Origin of the sequence: Nostoc sphaeroides (assembly GCF_003443655.1) — a bacterium.
Lineage (GTDB): Bacteria > Cyanobacteriota > Cyanobacteriia > Cyanobacteriales > Nostocaceae > Nostoc > Nostoc sphaeroides.
This window is the reverse complement of the sequence record NZ_CP031941.1, coordinates 2,105,106-2,124,679: the sequence shown is the minus strand read 5'-3', so window position 1 is coordinate 2,124,679 and position 19,574 is coordinate 2,105,106. Positions and strand designations below refer to the sequence as shown.

The window sequence follows — 19,574 nt, the reverse complement described above, 5'->3', positions numbered from 1 at the left end:
TGAGCAATCGTACAGAAAGTTCCGCGCTTGGCTGAAAACTTTACTAAATATATTTTGTATGAATGAATACTGGTTTAAGTAAGTATCGTTTCTACCGTATTCATAGCTTATCTGGCAGTATGATTTTTTTGAACTATTTGCAGCCTACAACAATAAGTGGTTTTTTTATCCTTTTGGGAAAAAACTGTCCGAAGTATTAATCAATAATTAATTTTTGAAGACAAAATAAAGGGTTATTTATAGCTTGAAATAACTCTAGAGAAATTTAATTAATTCATAACCAAAACTTAATAGTAATCTAACCCACACTGGTTAAGTTGTATGATGAACTGTAAAGCGTAGGTAGAATTGCAGTTTTAAATTTATTACCAAGAATACTGTAGTTCCCTATTATAGCAACTGATGCTAATACTGGCATTTGTAGGGCAGTTTATATATTGGGAATGTTTTGAGAGCTTTAGAAGTTTCAATAGGCAGAGAATTATCATGACTCTTTACGGCTCTTAACGCCTTCTGACATGTTTAAAGTTTGCCTTTAATTTGCTATAACTCTAAATTTTTCAGTGTTTTGTGCAAACTTTTGATTTATAAATAACCTTTCTTCATGCTAGTTTTTTGAGCTTAAAAAAGGTTATTTATAATCCAATACGGTTCACTTAAGGCCAAAACTCTTGTTTTACGAACCGCAGAGGCGCAGAGAACACAGAGAGAAGAAAGAGTATAAATGCTTAACTGAACTGTATTGATTTATAATCACCATTTTGACACTTGATTTGGATTTGATATGGTGTTGAACCGGAAATTAATTTGAAGGAGCAAGAGTATGAGTTTATATCCCGTTCGCCTGAATAATTTGACAAGTTCAATTTCTGTACTTGCCATCACAATTGGTTTAGTAGTAGGTCAATCCGCTACTCAGAAATCTCTAGCTCAGACCATAGGTAATGGTGCAGGTGCAAGCACTGTAAATCCTTTGTTTGTTGGTATAAAAACAGCCTCTCCCAGCTTCACATTCACATATTCTCCAGTTGGTAGTGGCGCAGGTTTAACAGCTTTTTTCACTCAAACCCCACCAGCAGGTACTCCTGGCCCAATCACTTTTGCAGCTAGTGACGACCCCGTAGCAGGAACAGAAACAGTTACTGGCGGTCGTGGTTACCTCCAAGTGCCTGTGCTAGGTGTCGGAATCACATTAGCTTATAACGCTACTGGTCTGACTGTACCAACAGGTGGAATTAAGCTTTCACGAGCTAGTTACTGTGGTATTTTGAACGGTAGCATCACAAATTGGAATGCTCCCAGCATTAGTGCAGATAACGGTGGCCCAATAGCAGGCAATGTACCCATCAAAGTTGTACGTCGTAGTGACTCAAGTGGTAGCACTTTTGTTTTAACGACTCATCTCAATACTGCATGTAAGGCTGCTGCGACTCCAGGTATTCCAGCAGCTAATGTATGGAATAGAGGAGTAGGTACAACTATAACTTGGCCAACCACTTTCATTGGCGCTACTGGTGGTGGTGCTGTAGCCAAAGCGATCGCAAGTACTTCTGGTGCAATTGGTTATGTGGATAGTGCTACGCGCTTAAGTAATAATCTACCTGCCGCACTGTTACGTAACAAAGCAGGTAATTACACTGCTCCCTCAACAGGCGCAATTACAGAGGCTCTTCTAGGTGGAACTGTTGTAAAATACGGTACTAATCCCAATAACAGGCTGATTAGAATCGATAATTTGAACGATCCGACCCGTGCAAATGCTTATCCCATTTCCACAGCAACTTATTTCCTGTTTTATGACATATACTCAGATACTACCATAATCAATGGTATTAAAGCCTTGACCACCTTGGCTTCGGGAGCAGCTGCGGCTGATTTCGTTGCATCTCTCGGATATGCTCCTCTTCCCGATCCCATTAAAACTGTGTCTACAGGTGTTGTGAATACTTGTGTAAATACTGTTTTAGGCCCTTCTCCTTGCAATTAGGTTAGAAATTGACCTAGCAGCCTGTCGGAGCATAGCTGTTAATTCTGTTTGCAGACTTTAACAGCTATCGGCAGCGTTGCTGAATTTAAGTAGGACTTACCCACTCAAGCCTGAAAACCTGATCCCTCCTGTTGACATCCTCCCCACCCTACTAAGAGTTGAGGGTGGGGATTCCAAAGATCACTCTTTGGGTTTTCTCTTTCCACGACCCGACTTACTTGGAGGAGTTTCCCCACCCACGCAGAGGTCGATGTCTCCAGAGACGTTAGTTCCGACGTGACCCGCCGTACTCAATGCTTTTTCTAATATATTTCTTGCTGCGTTCCAGTCCCTATCTTGGGTATGCCCACAGTGAGGACAAACATGAGTTCTAGTGCTAAGAGTCTTTTTAACAACCTCACCACAGTTAGAGCAATTTTGACTGGTGTAGTGGGGTGGAACTGCAACAGTTACCACGCCAAACACTTTACCAAAATACTCAACCCACTCACAAAACAGCGACCACGACACGTCACTAATCGATTTAGCCAAGGGGTGATTCTTGACCATATTTCGCACCTGCAAATCTTCATACGCCACGAGGTCGTTAGACTTCACTACGCACCTTGCTGTCTTAACAGCAAAGTCTTTACGCTGGCGACTTACTTTGAGATGCTTTAAGCCAAGTTTATTTCTAAACTTAATTCTGTTATTGGAACCCTTCTTAGTCTTAGACAATCGGCGTTGCAACCGTTTCAAAGACTTCTCGCTTTTACGAAGATGTCGGGGATTGGCGATGGTTTCCCCGAAAGAATCGGTGTAGAAGTGAGTCAAACCTACATCAATACCAATAGTTTTACCCGTTGGTTCTCGCCTTTCTACTCGTTCATGGTCAATGCAAAATTGGGCATAGTACCCATCCGCACGACGCACAACCCGCACTCTCTTAAACTGTTTGAGTTGATAGAAATGCAGGTCACGAGTTCCCCAAAGCTTGAAAGTTCCTGCTTTAAAGCCATCCGAGAAAGTGATATACCTGCGGTCATCAGAAAGTCGCCACCCACAGGTTTTGTACTCTACAGAACCGTGAGTCTGTTCTTTCTTGAACTTTGGGAATCCCTTCAATCCTTGTTTGCTTTTTTTGCAGTTCTCAAAAAACCGAGCGATTGCAGACCACGCCCTTTCGGCGTGTGCTTGTCTTGCCATTGAGTTCAGATTGGCAACCCAAGGAAACTCAATACTGGCTGCAAGCACAGCGCAGAATTTGTTGAGGTCATAGCGTCCAATACCCTTGTTGTCCATCCAGTATCTCAGGCAACTATTACGCACAAAACGAGCAGTACGAATAGCTTCATCAAGCGCTCGATACTGCTCGTCTAGTCCCTCAAGTTTTGCCTCAAATACGATCATTTATGTCCATTTTTGCCACATAAATAGTATATCATGATTGTCAAAAACTCAACTACCTTCTTCCCTGATTTCGCTTACGCTCAATTTTGGTCAGAAGGTGTTTCGTTTTTGACCGCTTTACATCCCCTGCCTACGAAACGTTGAGGCAGGGGTATTACAGGGATTTGATAAAAAGGGGGGAACTCTAAAGCGCCATTTTGGCGATCGTAGTATTGTTTTTACTAATATGCCTTCTGTCCAGGTTTGTTGGGGAAGCCTCTGTCGTCCCAAGATGACTCGGATAAAACTTGATCCCCCGAAAAACCCGTGATTTTATAGATAAACATAAAATTAAAGTCTCTTCAAGCAAGACGGTAAGTAGCAATGATAGTATATTTTCATGGCTGCTCTAATCCTTGCTATTGATGAACAAACTATTGGATGAAACGCTGTCAATCAAAATTGCTGAAAGTATAAACAGCAGACCTAGCACTCCGTTTGATAATGCTTACAAAGCAGCATTATCCACTGAGGGAGCAAGATATATTCAGGGATTTTTAGCTTTTGCAGGGAAACCATACAAACCGATTGAACACAGTTGGATTGAGATAGGCGACGCCTCCGATGTCCGCATTGTCGATCCCACGTTACCGCACCTAAACAAAAATCCCCAAGAACTCTGGTATTTTGCAGCACAAAGGCTGAGTGTTAAAAAACTGAAAGCCATCATTGAAGAATCGAAAGAAGATTATCCAGAAGATGATCCATTACCAATCTATGGTGATCCACCTTATGAATATTACGGTGATGTGATGTTGGGTGGCCAAGAATACTTGGCAGCATATCAAGCCGCAGAGGCTAAATGCAGAGAAATCAGCGAACTCAACCCTGAGAATAACTAACAAAACTAAATTAAATAATTCATAATTCATAATTCATAATTACGAATTATTTAATAGGATTTTCCATCGCTGCCAAAGTATTCTCTGTAGCCGCAAATTTTGTCTCCACGCACATCAAAAGAAACTGCTACCCGATTTTTGTAAGGCTGTCCGAACAAAAGCCCCTCATCCCGAAACTCAAAGACAGCCGTTGTTTCATTGCTCGTAACACGGTCTAGACCAGCTAGTTTTAAACCAGGATTGAAGGATTCAGAAACGTACTCAAAAAATTCTCTAGCTCGTTCTTTCCCCACATTCAACCCGTGGAATTTTGCCATAGGAAACCAAAGGGTAAAATCTTCTGTGAGCATATCTAATAACGGTTCCCACTCTCCTGTTGCCATCCCATGCGTCAGATTCTCAAATGCCTGTTGAGCAACTTTTAAAGTATTTTCTGAATATTGTGTCATTTTCACCCCCGACTACATATAAATTAATACTGTGTTACTTAAAATATCACAACTACTTTGCCAAGTTAGTAGATGCAGAAAATAGATATGGTTAAAGGACATAAAAACAATAAAATCTCATCTCGATAGGGACTTCCAAGTAAAAAAATATTCCATTGCTATTGTTCACTGTTGACCGTTGACGGTTCACGAGTTTTCAGTCAACAGTCAACAGTCAACAGTCAACGACTTTAATGTGGAATAATTTATTTTTTGGAGTTCCCATAATAATGTTAATCTTACACACACAGACATAGGTATTAAAATGAACAATAACACCTCGGCAGGGCGTAAACATGTAGAAACTGAAGAATCACTTAACTCAGTTCTTAACTTTCCACAAGTGCCTTTTAATGTGAAAAACTTTATTACTGGTGAACACAGTAATGCTCAGGTTCTATCTCTCAATGAAAGTACAGGTGAATCTACACAGCGAGTCGTCCTGAAAAAGGGTTGGAAGGCGCCAATCGGTCATTTCACTACCGATGTGGAAATTTTTGTGCTAACCGGCGCACTTTGCCAGGGTGGGTTTAGACTACGCAATCTCAGTTACTCTTTCATCCCAGCTGGCATACCTACTGGCCCTTGGAAAACGGAAGAAGACACCATTATCTTGTGGATGCCAAATGCTACCCCTACTTACATGACAGAAGACTACGCAAGCCTTGAGCAAATCCCGGAAACTTCTGTATATCATGTGAATATGCAGACCCATGAACGGATGACTGAATTTGTTCCCTTGCAAGAACTCCACGCCATGAAATGGGAAAGCACAACCTTTTTACCTCCTGGTTCAGCACGTAAAAGCCTGTATACCAATAAAAAAACCGGACGCGCCACATGGATTCTAGGCTTAGTACCTATGTGGATTGAAGGCAATTTCTATGCTGGTCATCCTACTACTGAGGAGGCGTATGTCATCAGTGGAGATGTGCTTGGGCATTGGTCTATGAACGATGATCCTTTTAATAGACGCTATACAGCAATGTGCAAAGACGGCTATTACTGGCGACCAGCACATATTCCACACGGCCCGTTCTGGACAGAAAGTGGAGCATTACTTCTGTTTCGCACCAATGACCGCCTAGATTGTTATTGGATACTGCATAACCCAGATATTACTCAGCAAGATGAGATACGTCTCCAGGCTGCACTCGATCGCGACAAATCCCACTCCTGAAACACAACTAGCAAAGCAGATTAGGGTAAGTAATTAGGTGATAAGCGGTATCCACGGGTATTCAACAATGACAGATGCATTAGGATGGCGAAAAAAATTCGGGGTGCTTGTGCCTAGCACAAACACGATCGTCGAACCAGATTTTCACGCGATCGCGGTACGGGGCGTTACATCCCACATATCCAGGATTCATGTTAGAAACCAGGACTTGAGTAGCGATGAAAAGATGGTGCGTATTTTGGAGCAGATCGACAACGAAATTCTCTTCGCAGTCGATCGCGTGATGACGGCAGGCATCGACTACCTAATTATGGCAATGAGTGCCGAGACTTTTTGGGGAGGAATCGAAGGGAATAAAGCTTTCATCAAACGGCTTGAGGATTATACTGGTCTGCAAGTGGCTACCGGCGCTTCGGCATGTCAGGAAGCTCTGGAAGCGTTCAAACTAAAGAAGATCGCAGTCATCAATCCTTATCAAGCTGTGGCTGACGAGAAGTTACGCCGCTTCTTCAGTGACATTGGGGTGGAGGTCGTGCGGCTCAAAGGACTACGTTGCCCCACTGCAATAGCGATCGCTGAAGTCTCCGAAAATACTCTTCGCAACTATCTTCAGGAACTCGATGGTGATGACGTAGACGCGATCGTGCAGATGGGTACCAATTTGAGTATGCTCCGGCTGGCTGACGAAGCGGAGCGGTGGCTCGGAAAGCCGGTCATTGCCATCAATGCGGCAACCTGGTGGTATGCCTTACGACATAACGACATCCACGATCAAGTGTACGGGTGTGGGAGACTCTTGAGAGAATTTTGAAAATGGCGAATTATCTTTCCCAGCCAGTTTGAAGATCATAATTAAGCTTATAAAGCTTTATCCCATTCTAATTGATGAGCTAAACCATACTTGATAAAATCTTCTACTTTAGCTTTATCGCTTTTACCAAAAACACCTAAGCTGTAAGGATTATCTTGCATCCTTTGTGTAACTTGCTCTTTTTCAAATTGGATAACTTCATCTCTAGGTTTATCCGGTTTAAAAAAGTCTACAACCAAGACAGTTCTATCATAATTAGTGTAATTATGTGGACAATGTGGATAGCTATGATCTAAAACTAGGAATTTTCCTTCATGCCAATAAAGTTGCTCATGGCATATTTTCATAGCCACATCTCCCTCTGGCACGATTAATCCTAAATAGCCACGATTTGTATGAGGGTTATAGTTTACATGCAGTTTGATATCCAAGCCTGGATGGAATGTTCCAAAATACACATTTCTGATGATTTCATCATCGCTAAAGTTGACTTTTTCTATTACTTTAGCCAAACTTGGAAAATATTTTTCTCTTAATTTAAGTGCTTTTTGTGATGCATCATCTGGCCCATAATCAGGATATTGTATTTGATGCGCCTGAATATATTTTTCAATAAACATACCTTGAAATAAAATACCAAAAGCACTGTATTTTGCATCACCCTTGGTTTTAATTGTTTGACTTTTAGTCCCCAAAATATCATAAGTTAACTTTAACTCATCATTAGACGCATTCTTAATAAAGTGTGTAAATTCATCTCTAATCACTTGCCAGTTATCTTCAAAACTTTTGAGAAAAGTAAATTCATTTGGGTCTATATGATATTCATTAAAACTTTCCATTGTCTTTTCTCCTGAAGATGATTTCATAAAAAACCGTTATATAATGATGGGATTTGGTCTTCGTCCCGATTCGATGTTGGAATTCCTGACTAAACTCATTTTAGTGTGAGGTCTACTGTGTCTGAAACTCCCGTATTAGATAAAATTATCAAAAATGTGCGGGTAGTTCGTCCCCATCAGGATGCAATCGAACTACTTGATTTAGGCATTAAGGATGGAAAGTTTGCTCAGATTGCCCCTAATATTAGCCCAGACACAGCTAAAGAGGTATTTGATGGCAAAAACCTGTTAGGCTTTCCTGGGGTCGTGGATGCCCACATGCACATCGGTATCTATCAACCTCTGGACAAAGATGCTGTAACTGAAACCAAAGCAGCCGCAATGGGAGGCGTGACTACCAGCTTAAATTACATCCGTACAGGGCAGTATTATCTTAACAAAGGTGGCTCCTACCGTGATTTTTTTCCAGAGGTCTTGGCTTTATCCGCAGGTAATTTTTTTGTAGATTACAGCTATCACATCGCACCTATAGCTAGCCAGCATATCGATGAAATACCTTTATTGTTTGAAGAATATGGTGTTTCTTCGTTTAAAATCTTCATGTTTTATGGCGGCTATGGGTTGCATGGTTTGTCAGACCAGCAAAACCTCTTTTTGATGATTAATAAAGAGGAACGGTACGATTTCGCTCATTTTGAATTTATTATGCGTGGTTTAACTCGCTTGATGGAAAAGCATCCAGAAGCGCGAGATACTATCAGCTTGAGTTTGCATTGCGAAGTTGCAGAAATTCTCAACGCCTACACCAAAATAGTTGAAAACGATTCTAGTCTTAGTGGATTACACGCTTACAGTGCAGCACGTCCACCTCATTCCGAAGGTTTAGCAATTTGCATTGCTTCTTATTTGGCGCATGAGACTAACTGTGCAAATATCAATTTGTTGCACCTAAGTTCGCGTAAAGCAATGGAAGCAGCTTTGACTATGCAAACTGCTTTTCCTCATATCAACTTTCGGCGAGAAGTTACTATCGGACATTTGTTATTAGATGTCGATACTCCTAATACAATTTGGGCAAAAGTCAACCCTCCTATTCGTCCCCGTGCCGATGTAGAATACTTATGGCAAGCAGTACTCAACAATCAAGTAGATTGGATAGTTAGTGACCATGCTTGTTGTTCTGCTGAACAAAAAAGAAGTACTAAAGACCCGAATAACATTTGGTTAGCAAAGTCTGGTTTTGGCGGTACAGAATATTTACTTTCTGGTTTATTTAGTGAAGGGAGTAGGCGGGGGATGTCTTACAATCACATGGCCAAATTGCTATCTTGGAACCCATCGCGGCGTTTTGGTTTGTTAGAAAAAGGTGATATTGCTATTGGTTATGATGCTGATTTGGTGTTAGTAGATCCAAATGAAATTTTTGTGGTACGTGCTGCTGAGTCGGAATCACAACAAGGTTATACACCCTTTGAAGGAGCCGAGTTAACCGGACGGGTGAAGAGTACCTTTTTGCGGGGAAATCTGATTTATAACAAAGGACAAGTTCTAGGTTCACCTACTGGACGTTATTTAAAACGCTCCTACTATTCGTAAGCACGCAATAATTGACGTGAAAAATACTGTAGAAGACTCCGGTTTTTTATGATCGCTTAACATTTAACATAATTACTACTAGGGGAATACTGTTTCTGTCTACCCTGTAGCAACTTCCGTCTTCACTGTAAGAGCTTCTGCCTTCACGTTTCGGTGTTACGCGCAGTCTGTAGCAACTTCCGTCTTCACTGTAAGAGCTTTCGTCTTCACATTTCCGTGTTACGCGCAGGCTGTAGCAACTTCTGCCTTCTCTGTAGCAACTTCCGTCTTCACGTTTCGGTGTTACGCGCAGTCTGTAGCGATTTCTGCCTTCATGTTTCGGTGTTACGCGCAGTCTGTAGCGATTTCTGCCTTCATGTTTCCATGTTACGCGCAGACAGTCGCTACATTTTGATCTAAAATTATTTGCGATCGTCTAGCATGACATCAAAGTGTTTAACTGTAGTTTCTGGTTTGATCAGATATTCTTTATCTCTAGGAAGAAATCTGACTTTTTCAATGGCTAATTGTACAAAATTGTGAGTTTTCGAGACGCGATAAATCGCCGTCTCTACAAGTGTTTTGGTCTTATCTGAACTGTATTGGTTTATATGTTTCTCATTAGGCATTTAATTTTATTTGTTAATTTAGCAAATTACCTTTTCTGTGATATATTTTGCAACCATTCAATCAGGGGTCTTAAGGTTCCTGGCAATGCTGCTTCACTGACAGTCACCGTATGCTGCTTACTTTTATCTTCTACTGTTAACTTATACTGAAAGCGATCGCTCTCTTGATTTGGTGAAGTAATATGTTCCGGTAGCCTAAATAAATCAGCAACTTCTACCAGTCGGGCAAGTGTGCTGGCTTCATTTGGCGGGAGAGTATCTGTATCAACGGTTGTCTTCTTGCTGATCCCAGCAAAACCGCCTGTGCGTTCAAATGATACTCGCATTTCTGGCTCTCCGTTGTGTTATTTAATTGGGATAAATACAAAGAGTGGGAGATGATAGTTATCACATCCCAGTTTAACTCAAAACTCCTGTACAGACGCGATTTATCGCGTCTCTACTCAAAACTCCTGTACAGACGCGATTAATCGCGTCTCTACTCAAAACTCTTGTACAGATGCGATTAATCGCGTCTCTACTCAAAACTCTTGTACAGACGCGATTTATCGCGTCTCTACTAACTCTAAATAACTCCTACCTTTTGCCAAGCGTTCTGCACAGCTTTTTGCTCATTACTGTCATTACCGTAGAGTTCGCCAGCAATTTGAATGGTGACGCTGGCAGCTTTTTTAAAATCTGCTTTGCCATTCAAGCGATCGCGTAAAGCAATATACCAAATTTTACCAACTGTTTCCCAAGCATAACCACCAATCTCAACAGCCGCTAAATAAAAGGCATGGTTAGGGATTCCTGAGTTGATATGCACCCCGCCGTTATCATCAGTACCAGTATATTTATCTTTTATATGGGCTGGTTGCGGATCTTTACCTAATACTGGGTCATTGTATGCTGTTCCCGGTGCTTTGAGCGATCGCAGGGCAACACCTTTGATAGTCGGTATCAAAAGACCTTCACCAATCAGCCAGTCTGCATCTTGTGCAGTCTGATTTTTGGACTTTTGTTTCACTAAGGAACCGAAGACATCAGAAAACGATTCATTCAGTGCCCCAGGTTCGCCATAATACTGTAAACCCGCTTCATATTGGGTTATACCATGAACTAGTTCATGCCCAATCACATCAATTGATTTCGTGAAGCATTGAAACATTTCTCCGTCGCCATCACCATAAACCATTTGGTCGCCGTTCCAAAAGGCGTTGTCGTATTTGTCACCATAATGCACGGTGGAGTCTAAACGTAGTCCTTTGTCGTCGATGGAATTGCGATCGAACATCTCATAAAACAAGTCATAAGTAGCACCCGCCGCATCGTAGGCTGCATTCACTGCGCGATCGGTGCTGGGAGGATCTCCCTCACTACGCACCAGCGTACCAGGAAGTTGTTGCCCATTTTTGGCATCGTAGATGGTGCGGCGTTTTTCACCAGGAGAAGGTGCAAAGGAGATATTACCTACAATGTTTCTCCGTCCCAGAAATTGTGCCGAAATGTTTAATGTATGAAAAGCCCAAGTACGCTGCTGGGGATTGCCATTCTCCACGACATTTTTTAGTATATGGGGTGGGATAATACAACAAATAGGGCATCTAGAATGTAGCGATCGCTCATACTTGAACCCGGCTGATTTCTTTTTATTTCGAGCCATCCAAGATATTCTCCTTTTGAAACTAAGTGATGGCAAATAAAGGAGCAGAAAAACGAAAATCTAAAATTTTCACAGCCAGCCACCAAACACCGCCAGACCATAATATTTCCAAGGCACTGCAACTATTTTAAATCCAGCTTTGCTCAACATTTGTAAATGAACATCTAAGCTAGCTAGCTGGTCTTGACTGGAGTACCCTTGAATGGTAGTTGCACCAAGCTTCGTGCGAATATCTGTTAAATTAATTCCCTGTTGAAGTGACCATTCTTCTCGTGCTGCTTTGTAAACTTCTACTAAGGCTGGTGATTCCGGTAAAGTAGGGTCTGCATTCCAAAAACAGCCGTCTTGAGTCAGGCTAGCAGCAATTCGCCCAAATAACTTTAATTTCATCTCGTCCTGGAGATGGTGGATTGCCAAGGATGACACGCAGGAATCAAATTTATTACCAATATCAAATTTCTCTGGATTATCTGCCCAGTCGCCAAAGTCTGCTTGTGTACCAGTCCAGTGTTTTTGATATCCTGCGCCTGTGATTTTATCTTGGGCAAATTGCAGCATTCGCGGTGAGTAATCTAAGGCAATTACTTGGGCATCTGGAAAGCGATTGAGTATCTTGAGACTAAGTTCGCCTGTACCACAACCTAATTCTAAAATCCGCCGACTTGTGGAAGGCACACAACGGGTAATTACTTCCAACATCTCATCGTATCTCGGTAAAAGTTGGCGAATACCAGTGTCAAAATCAGCAGTGTTGGCAAATACCTCTCCGGGAAATAGCTGTTGCATGGTGATTGGAACAAATAGACTACTAATCAATATTAATCATCCATCACTACTGAGGTACAGGCTACATCGATAAAAACAAATTTTAGGATTAAAAAATATTCACTTAATATACTTTTGGCAGAATACATATATCACATTTTATGTTATTAGCTAACTAATTATCTATTTAGGCTGAAATCCCATGAGTTTAAGCAAAAAAGCCAACTTAACTCTTTTTTAAGATTTGTAAACAGAAAATTGCTCATGTGTTGAGTTAAACTGATATGTGTAATTAGTAACTCTAATAAATTAAAATTTTGGGTTTTCAAAAGTTACTGACGTTGGTATATTAAATACTGAACAGAAAGTTAACTAAAACAAACTAGAAGTCCACTGGCATTCTGAGTAAAACAGAGTGTAGCAAGTTTAGCGATAAAAGGTTCGAGACTAATGCTAAAAAACAGCGAACTGAAGGTTAATCAGGGCTGTAATCTTAAATGGAAGCCCGGAGATAAACTATTTATCCAATTTTCTCTGTTAGAAATTTTGCGAATTCAAACAGTTGTAAATCTATATCCGTAGTTATAGATATAGCAGGTTCATCGTTAAGTTAATCTGCATTTAGATTAATTTCCGACAAGTCTATACTGGAGTTAATCTAAATTAAGGTTAACTTGCTGAATTCAGGTAAACAATCCCAAAAGAACGCAAGCATTATGACGATAGATTTTTAATGAAACTAGTTGATTAGTCTTGAGGCTATCTAAAATTAGAAGTTAGCCTAAAACAGAATTTATCTAAGTACATGGACTTGTTGAGTTACATCGCAAGCCATCAATATAAATGAGCTTTTATAGTGAAAGCTTGCTTTAGAGTCGCTTTAATCTACGGCGACTAAGAGCATCATTTTTTATTGCCATGCACTAGGGTAAATCGAAAATATTGCCTGAATTGTCACAAATTTTTTAGTTCTATCAAGGTCAACAATAATGAGTCATGTTCAAGCATCGTTTGAAGCAACAGAAGCTGAATTTCGCGTGGAAGGTTACGAAAAAATTGAGTTTAGTCTTGTATATGTAAACGGCGCATTTGATATCAATAACAGAGAAATTGCAGACAGCTATGAGAAGTTTGGCCGATGTCTGACTGTGATTGATGCCAATGTCAATAGGCTATACGGTAAGCAAATAAAGTCATATTTTAGACACTATGATATTGATTTGACTGTAGTTCCCATTGTCATTACCGAGCCGACTAAAACCCTTGCAACTTTTGAAAAAATTGTTGATGCTTTTTCTGATTTTGGCTTAATCCGCAAAGAACCAGTGTTAGTAGTGGGTGGTGGTTTAATCACTGATGTAGCTGGGTTTGCGTGTGCTTCTTACCGTCGCAAGAGCAACTACATTCGCGTTCCGACAACACTAATTGGTTTAATTGATGCAGGTGTGGCGATTAAAGTTGCAGTCAACCATCACAAGTTAAAAAATCGCTTGGGAGCGTATCATGCTCCATTGAAAGTTATCCTCGATTTCTCCTTTTTGCAAACATTACCAACGGCTCAAGTTCGTAATGGCATGGCAGAATTAATCAAAATTGCTGTTGTTGCGAACTCTGAAGTTTTTGAAATGCTGGATGAGTATGGCGAAGAACTGCTGCATACTCACTTTGGACATGTGAATGGCACAAGTGAACTGAAAGCGATCGCTCACAAACTCAATTACGAGGCAATTAAAACTATGCTGGAGTTAGAAACTCCTAATTTGCATGAGTTAGACCTCGATCGCGTCATTGCCTACGGTCACACTTGGAGTCCTACCTTAGAGTTAGCTCCCATTGTACCGTTGTTTCACGGTCATGCCGTCAATATAGATATGGCTTTGTCTGCAACCATTGCTGCAAGACGTGGCTACATTACATCAGGAGAACGCGATCGCATTTTAGGCTTGATGAGTCGTGTAGGTTTATCAATCGATCATCCTTTACTAGATAGCGATTTGCTCTGGTATGCTACCCAATCTATCAGTTTAACGCGAGACGGCAAACAACGCGCAGCTATGCCAAAACCCATTGGTGAGTGCTTCTTTGTCAACGATTTCACTCGTGAAGAATTAGATGCAGCTTTAGCTGAACACAAACGTCTGTGTGCTACATATCCTCGTGGCGGAGATGGGATTGACGCTTACATAGAAACTCAAGAAGAATCCAAACTATTGGGAGTGTGAAAACATGACCAGTATTTTAGGACGAGATACCGCAAGACCGATAACCCCACACAGCATTTTGGTAGCGCAGTTACAAAAAACCCTCCGAATGGCAGAGGAAAGTAATATATCTTTAGAGATATTGACATCTCTGCGTCAAGGGTTGCAATTAGCCGCAGGTTTAGATCCCTATCTGGATGATTGCACTACCCCCGAATCGACAGCATTAACAGCACTAGCGCAGAAGACAAGCATTGAAGACTGGAGTAAACGCTTCAGTGATGGTGAAACGGTGCGTCAACTAGAGCAGGAAATGCTCTCAGGACATCTTGAAGGACAGACATTAAAGATGTTTGTGCATCTAACCAAGTCCAAGCGCATCCTAGAAGTGGGAATGTTCACAGGATATTCAGCTTTGGCGATGGCGGAGGCGTTACCAGCCGATGGACGACTGATTGCTTGTGAGGTAGACTCATACGTGGCCGAATTTGCTCAAACTTGTTTTCAGGAATCTCCCCACGGCGACAAGATTGTTGTAGAAGTAGCACCCGCACTAGAGACACTGCACAAGCTGGCGGCGGCACAAGAATCATTTGATCTGATCTTCATTGATGCCGATAAAAAGGAGTATGTAGAATACTTCCAAATTATCTTGGATAGCGATTTGCTAGCTCCCAACGGATTAATCTGCGTAGATAATACGTTGTTGCAGGGACAAGTTTACTTACCATCAGAACAGCGTACTGCCAACGGTGAAGCGATCGCTCAATTCAACCGCATTGTCGCCGCAGATCCTCGTGTAGAGCAAGTTCTCTTACCAATCCGAGATGGTATAACCCTGATTAGACGCTTGGTGTAACAGGCGCTTCTCAATTCAAGTCATCACAAAAAGGCGATTTGATAGCGGTTCTCATTTGGATGCAATACCCGTAGGGGCGTACAGATATCATTGGTGTCAACTTAACGTGAAAGCTATGTCCCGCAAGGAACTGAAGTTCCAAGAATAATAGCGAAAGTCATCTTCAGATGACTAAATATATTAGGACTTACGCAAAATATCTCTCAAACTCTGATTTCTCCGTGCCCGGTTATTGAGGGAAGTCGAAATACTGTGCCTAATAAGGTTCGTTATTCCGTAACTCATGCGTAAGTCCTATATATATCCAAAAATCTTTAGTCTACTTAAGTAGACTTTAGCTAAAAGCCAAAGAACTTTAGTTCCAGGCGGGTGAGTCAGCTAACGGTTAAGCTATTTTTAGCTGAAGTTGACACCAATGCACATCTGTGCGCCCCTACAAAAAAACCGCATTCCACGCGAAACAAAAACTTATGGCTCAATCAATCTCTTTATCTGTTCCTAAATCCACAACTCCCTCAACGGGTGTAAGGATAAAAATAGTAGCCCTATTCAAAACTCTCGGTACTCTAACACTACTGCTGATAGCCTTACCTATTAACGCTTTTATAGTATTACTATCCCTGCTGTGGGGCATTCTGTTTACAAAAAAACCTGCCGTAGCCGCCCATCCTCAGAATATCTTAGTCAGTGGCGGCAAAATGACCAAAGCGTTGCAACTTGCTCGCTCCTTCCATGCCGCCGGACATAGAGTTATTCTGATTGAAGGTCATAAATACTGGTTATCTGGGCATAGATTCTCAAATGCTGTAAGTCGTTTTTATACAGTTCCAGCACCACAAGATGATCCAGAAGGCTACACCCAGGCGCTATTGGAAATCGTCAAACAAGAAAAGATTGACATTTATGTACCTGTATGCAGTCCTGTAGCTAGTTATTACGACTCTTTGGCAAAGCCTGCATTATCAGAATACTGTGAGGTTTTTCACTTTGATGCTGATATAACCAAGATGCTGGATGATAAATTTGCCTTTACCGATCAGGCGCGATCGCTTGGTTTATCAGTTCCCAAATCTTTTAAAATCACCGATCCTGAACAAGTTATCAATTTCGATTTTAGTAAAGAAACGCGCAAATATATACTTAAGAGTATTTCTTATGACTCCGTTCGCCGCTTAAATTTAACCAAACTTCCTTGTGATACCCCAGAAGAAACAGCAGCGTTTGTCAATAGTTTACCCATTAGCCCAGAAAAGCCTTGGATTATGCAAGAATTTATTCCTGGGAAAGAATTATGCACTCATAGCACAGTTCGGGATGGTGAATTAAGATTGCATTGCTGCTCAGATTCTTCTGCGTTTCAGATTAACTATGAAAATGTGGAAAATCCTCAAATTCGGGAATGGGTGCAACATTTCGTCAAAAGTTTGAGGCTGACTGGACAAATATCTCTTGACTTTATCCAAGCTGAAGATGGGACAGCCTACGCCATTGAATGTAATCCCCGCACCCATTCGGCAATTACAATGTTTTACAATCACCCAGGTGTTGCAGAAGCCTATTTTGGGAAAACTCCCCTAGCTGCACCTCTGGAACCTCTTGCAGATAGCAAGCCCACTTACTGGGTATATCATGAAATTTGGCGACTGACTGGGATTCGCTCTGGGAAACAATTACAAACTTGGTTTGCGAGGTTAGTACGAGGTACAGATGCTATTTATAAAATAGATGATCCTCTACCATTTTTAACTTTGCATCATTGGCAGATTGCTTTACTTTTGCTACAAAATCTGCAACAACTCAAAGGCTGGGTAAAAATTGACTTCAATATCGGTAAACTCGTGGAATTAGGCGGGGATTAAATCTAGTTCCCTCCCCAATATATCGGCTACGGTGTACCCACAAGTCTGAAATAGCTGAAAAACCCAAGGTTTTACCCCACCCTAACCCTCCTCTTTATAAGGCTACCGTGGTATACACAAGCCGTCCTCTACCCACATTTTTGTCAAAGTGAAACTGTCACGCTGACCGATATCCCGCCCAGAACTGAAGTTCAGGGCTGATAGCTGAAGTCCACTCAAGTGGACTGAATCGATCATTTAGTCCACTTGAGTGGACTTCAGCTATGAGACTCGGAATTCATTCCGAGGCGGAATAGAAACGCAGTGCGAGATTATTACATAGTAAGTAATCAAGGGGACATGATATAAGTCCTGCTTCAATACTGTTCGGTTAAGCCTAAAAAATAACTCCAATGTAGGTTGGGTTGAGGAACGAAACCCAACATTTTACGGGGTTTGTTGGGTTTCGCTTAGGCTCAACCCAACCTACAAATATTCAAAACCTACGCAGTATTGAGTCCTGCTTCTATTGAGTCTATTTATTTTTTCAACAAATTCACTATCAATTTTGCAACGCCTTTTTATTACTACCCAACGTTTCATTAATAGCGGTTATTAATAAATCATTTAGAGGAATTCCGGCTGCTTTCGCCATAGAAGAAATCACACTTTTGGGGGCAAAAGAACAATACAACCCGGCTTCTAAGAACCAAGGTTCTCCCTTTGGGTCGATGCGGAAGTCAAATAAACTGTAGTGGCGACAACCTAAAGCCTGATGGCACTTCTTAGCTACTTGCTGAACCTTTTCAGTAATTGGGTCGTTAGGGTCTACAATCCAAGACTTGATATTATCTTTAGCGGCGAAACTTAAGTCGCCATCCTCCGTTTGTTGGAGTTTATCAACATAGTTGCGGATGGGTTTATCGTGGGGATCTACCAGATACTCTTCGAGGGGTAAACCGATTAGCTCTCCGTCTTTGGCAATGATACCGCATCTGACTTCTCGACCAAGTTCGATGAATTCTTCTACGATGACCTCTGAAGCATATTCAAACGCTTTCTTCAGAGCAGCGTCATATTCAGTAACATCTTTAACTAAAGTCACCCCTAAAGAGTTGTCCGAACTTACGGGTTTGATGACTGCTGGAGGTGTAATTGTCGGAACATCTCCTTGGTGGAGCAATTCTCCACGAGGCACTTTTACCCCTGCTGCTTCGACAATTGCTTTGGCTCTAGCTTTGTGGGCCGCGATCGCCATTATATCTGGAGTATTGCCTATATAAGGGATCTTGAGCAGATCGAATAGGGCGCGATACTGAGTCATTCCAGGAATACAAAACATTTGTGGTAACATAATGTCAATGTTTTGCCCTGTTAGAAACTGTATGGCATCAAACAGAGGAATCGGTTTGGTGAGAGCAATATCTTCTCGGCTGAGGGAGTCAGGAAATCGCCACTGGCGATCGGGTGTGATGTATGCAATTTGAAAATTATAAAGCGATGAATCTGCTGTTGCTGCCAAACAGTCTTGGGCGTAAAGGCGTGATAAATCACAGTAAAAATCATTGTGTGCAGACCCAACTAAATGAAGGATATTAAGTACTGGCATGATTCATATTCCTAGCTACTGTTATAACTAGAGTTTAGTGGTTCATGAAGTTGTAGTACAGCATCACCAATAAAATTGGGGAGCATCCCAATTTTGTACAAAGGTGTAAGTCAAAAGCGAATGAAGCAATCGCAAGATATGGGATTGCTTCACTCCACTACGTTGCGATCGCAATGACAATTCATAATGTGGGTTTGATAAGCTAAAAAACATTTAAATTGCATAACCCTTATTAAATATAACTCTTGTGGGGTGGGCATCCTGCCCGCCCAGTATATGCAAGTTTATTTGTGGAACAGCTTATAACTTACACATTTGGGATGCTCCCTAAAATTGTGACAAGTTCAAATTTATGCAATTTTAACCTCTATCGTCCTACTGAAGCGGCAATTGATATAACATTTTACTAGTGATTAGTCTGTTACCCAAAAATAACGAATCGATTACAACTCAATCTGTTGAATAATCTGCATTGTTTCGACGCTGACGGTGCAGACTCTTTGTAGTAAATCTATTACCTGTTCTTTGTAATCTGCAAAGCAATATGTATTGAATTTTTCAGCAATTGTCGGGTCTTTAGGTTTTTTTTCTTTGTATTGATCTAATATCCATTCTAAAGCACAACGGTTGCCAAGGCGATATTCCCAAGCAATTTTGGGGACACCTTCTAAAGTTGTGACATCATCTAAAATAATAGTTCCATTAGCTGCATAAGCAATAACACGGTACATTTATTTCCTCCTCTCTGAATACGGTTCGGATAAGGTTTTTTAATGAAAAATCTAGATATAAAGACGCGATAAATCGCCGTCTCTACAAAGAACTGATTCTTGTAAAGACGGCGATTTATCGCGTCTCTTGCTGCGTTAACGCAC

18 protein-coding genes are annotated in these 19,574 nt (G+C 41.2%); 8 read left to right on the top strand and 10 right to left on the bottom strand.

From position 1 onward, the window contains the following. Positions 1-823 precede the first annotated feature (823 nt). Positions 824-1,987 carry a substrate-binding domain-containing protein gene (locus D1367_RS09600; RefSeq protein ID WP_118166149.1) on the top strand — a complete coding sequence of 388 codons (1,164 nt, stop codon included), beginning with the start codon at positions 824-826 and terminating at the stop codon, positions 1,985-1,987. Between the two features lie 180 nt (positions 1,988-2,167). Here D1367_RS09600 and D1367_RS09595 read toward each other — a convergent pair whose 3' ends face one another. Continuing rightward, positions 2,168-3,376: an RNA-guided endonuclease InsQ/TnpB family protein gene (locus D1367_RS09595; RefSeq protein ID WP_118164548.1), complete on the bottom strand. Its 1,209-nt coding sequence runs from the start codon at positions 3,374-3,376 to the stop codon at positions 2,168-2,170. 404 nt (positions 3,377-3,780) lie between these two features. On the opposite strand from D1367_RS09595, the gene D1367_RS09585 reads away from it, so the two are divergent. Continuing rightward, the gene (locus D1367_RS09585; protein ID WP_118166147.1) at positions 3,781-4,257 is read left to right on the top strand and encodes a hypothetical protein; all 477 of its coding nucleotides are present in this window, start codon (positions 3,781-3,783) and stop codon (positions 4,255-4,257) included. A 50-nt stretch (positions 4,258-4,307) separates the two neighbouring features. Here the strand turns inward: D1367_RS09585 and D1367_RS09580 are convergent, their stop codons facing one another. Next, positions 4,308-4,706, bottom strand: coding sequence for a nuclear transport factor 2 family protein (locus D1367_RS09580; RefSeq protein ID WP_118166139.1), 399 nt, complete (start codon positions 4,704-4,706; stop codon positions 4,308-4,310). A gap of 304 nt (positions 4,707-5,010) precedes the next feature. Here D1367_RS09580 and D1367_RS09575 point away from each other — a divergent pair, with 304 nt between their 5' ends. Further along, on the top strand, positions 5,011-5,925 hold the full coding sequence (locus tag D1367_RS09575) for a DUF4437 domain-containing protein (protein ID WP_118166137.1): 915 nt from the start codon (positions 5,011-5,013) through the stop codon (positions 5,923-5,925). Between the two features lie 67 nt (positions 5,926-5,992). Further along, complete coding sequence (locus D1367_RS09570) at positions 5,993-6,736, top strand: maleate cis-trans isomerase family protein (RefSeq protein ID WP_118166134.1); 744 nt, start codon at positions 5,993-5,995, stop codon at positions 6,734-6,736. Between the two features lie 47 nt (positions 6,737-6,783). Here D1367_RS09570 and D1367_RS09565 read toward each other — a convergent pair whose 3' ends face one another. Beyond that, complete coding sequence (locus D1367_RS09565) at positions 6,784-7,578, bottom strand: aspartyl/asparaginyl beta-hydroxylase domain-containing protein (protein ID WP_118166132.1); 795 nt, start codon at positions 7,576-7,578, stop codon at positions 6,784-6,786. Between the two features lie 117 nt (positions 7,579-7,695). Between D1367_RS09565 and D1367_RS09560 the strand changes: the two genes are divergently transcribed. Further along, positions 7,696-9,174 carry an amidohydrolase family protein gene (locus tag D1367_RS09560; protein ID WP_118166129.1) on the top strand — a complete coding sequence of 493 codons (1,479 nt, stop codon included), beginning with the start codon at positions 7,696-7,698 and terminating at the stop codon, positions 9,172-9,174. 401 nt (positions 9,175-9,575) lie between these two features. Here D1367_RS09560 and D1367_RS09555 read toward each other — a convergent pair whose 3' ends face one another. From D1367_RS09555 to D1367_RS09540, 4 genes are all read right to left on the bottom strand, one after another. Continuing rightward, positions 9,576-9,782, bottom strand: coding sequence for a hypothetical protein (locus D1367_RS09555; RefSeq protein ID WP_118166127.1), 207 nt, complete (start codon positions 9,780-9,782; stop codon positions 9,576-9,578). A gap of 26 nt (positions 9,783-9,808) precedes the next feature. Then, a complete protein-coding gene (locus tag D1367_RS09550) occupies positions 9,809-10,108 on the bottom strand; it encodes a protealysin inhibitor emfourin (protein ID WP_118166125.1) in 300 nt (99 codons plus the stop codon). 239 nt (positions 10,109-10,347) lie between these two features. Then, positions 10,348-11,427, bottom strand: a complete 1,080-nt coding sequence (locus tag D1367_RS09545; RefSeq protein ID WP_118166123.1) for a M4 family metallopeptidase — start codon at positions 11,425-11,427, stop codon at positions 10,348-10,350. 69 nt (positions 11,428-11,496) lie between these two features. Next, on the bottom strand, positions 11,497-12,213 hold the full coding sequence (locus D1367_RS09540) for a class I SAM-dependent methyltransferase (RefSeq protein ID WP_118166120.1): 717 nt from the start codon (positions 12,211-12,213) through the stop codon (positions 11,497-11,499). A gap of 968 nt (positions 12,214-13,181) precedes the next feature. Here D1367_RS09540 and D1367_RS09535 point away from each other — a divergent pair. The 3 genes from D1367_RS09535 (at position 13,182) to D1367_RS09525 (ending at position 17,111) form a co-directional block, all read left to right on the top strand. Further along, positions 13,182-14,414 (top strand): sedoheptulose 7-phosphate cyclase, encoded by a 1,233-nt coding sequence (locus tag D1367_RS09535; RefSeq protein ID WP_118166117.1) that lies wholly within the window; start codon positions 13,182-13,184, stop codon positions 14,412-14,414. A gap of 4 nt (positions 14,415-14,418) precedes the next feature. After that, positions 14,419-15,252 (top strand): O-methyltransferase, encoded by an 834-nt coding sequence (locus tag D1367_RS09530; RefSeq protein WP_118166114.1) that lies wholly within the window; start codon positions 14,419-14,421, stop codon positions 15,250-15,252. A gap of 470 nt (positions 15,253-15,722) precedes the next feature. Next, positions 15,723-17,111, top strand: coding sequence for an ATP-grasp domain-containing protein (locus D1367_RS09525; RefSeq protein ID WP_118166111.1), 1,389 nt, complete (start codon positions 15,723-15,725; stop codon positions 17,109-17,111). 102 nt (positions 17,112-17,213) lie between these two features. Here D1367_RS09525 and D1367_RS32745 read toward each other — a convergent pair whose 3' ends face one another. From D1367_RS32745 to D1367_RS09515, 3 genes are all read right to left on the bottom strand, one after another. Continuing rightward, positions 17,214-17,348: a hypothetical protein gene (locus D1367_RS32745; protein WP_267255531.1), complete on the bottom strand. Its 135-nt coding sequence runs from the start codon at positions 17,346-17,348 to the stop codon at positions 17,214-17,216. 304 nt (positions 17,349-17,652) lie between these two features. Beyond that, positions 17,653-18,699: a D-alanine--D-alanine ligase family protein gene (locus D1367_RS09520; protein ID WP_118166108.1), complete on the bottom strand. Its 1,047-nt coding sequence runs from the start codon at positions 18,697-18,699 to the stop codon at positions 17,653-17,655. Positions 18,700-19,142: 443 nt separating this feature from the next. Then, positions 19,143-19,430 (bottom strand): type ISP restriction/modification enzyme, encoded by a 288-nt coding sequence (locus D1367_RS09515; protein WP_228674575.1) that lies wholly within the window; start codon positions 19,428-19,430, stop codon positions 19,143-19,145. Between the last annotated feature and the right edge of the window lie 144 nt (positions 19,431-19,574).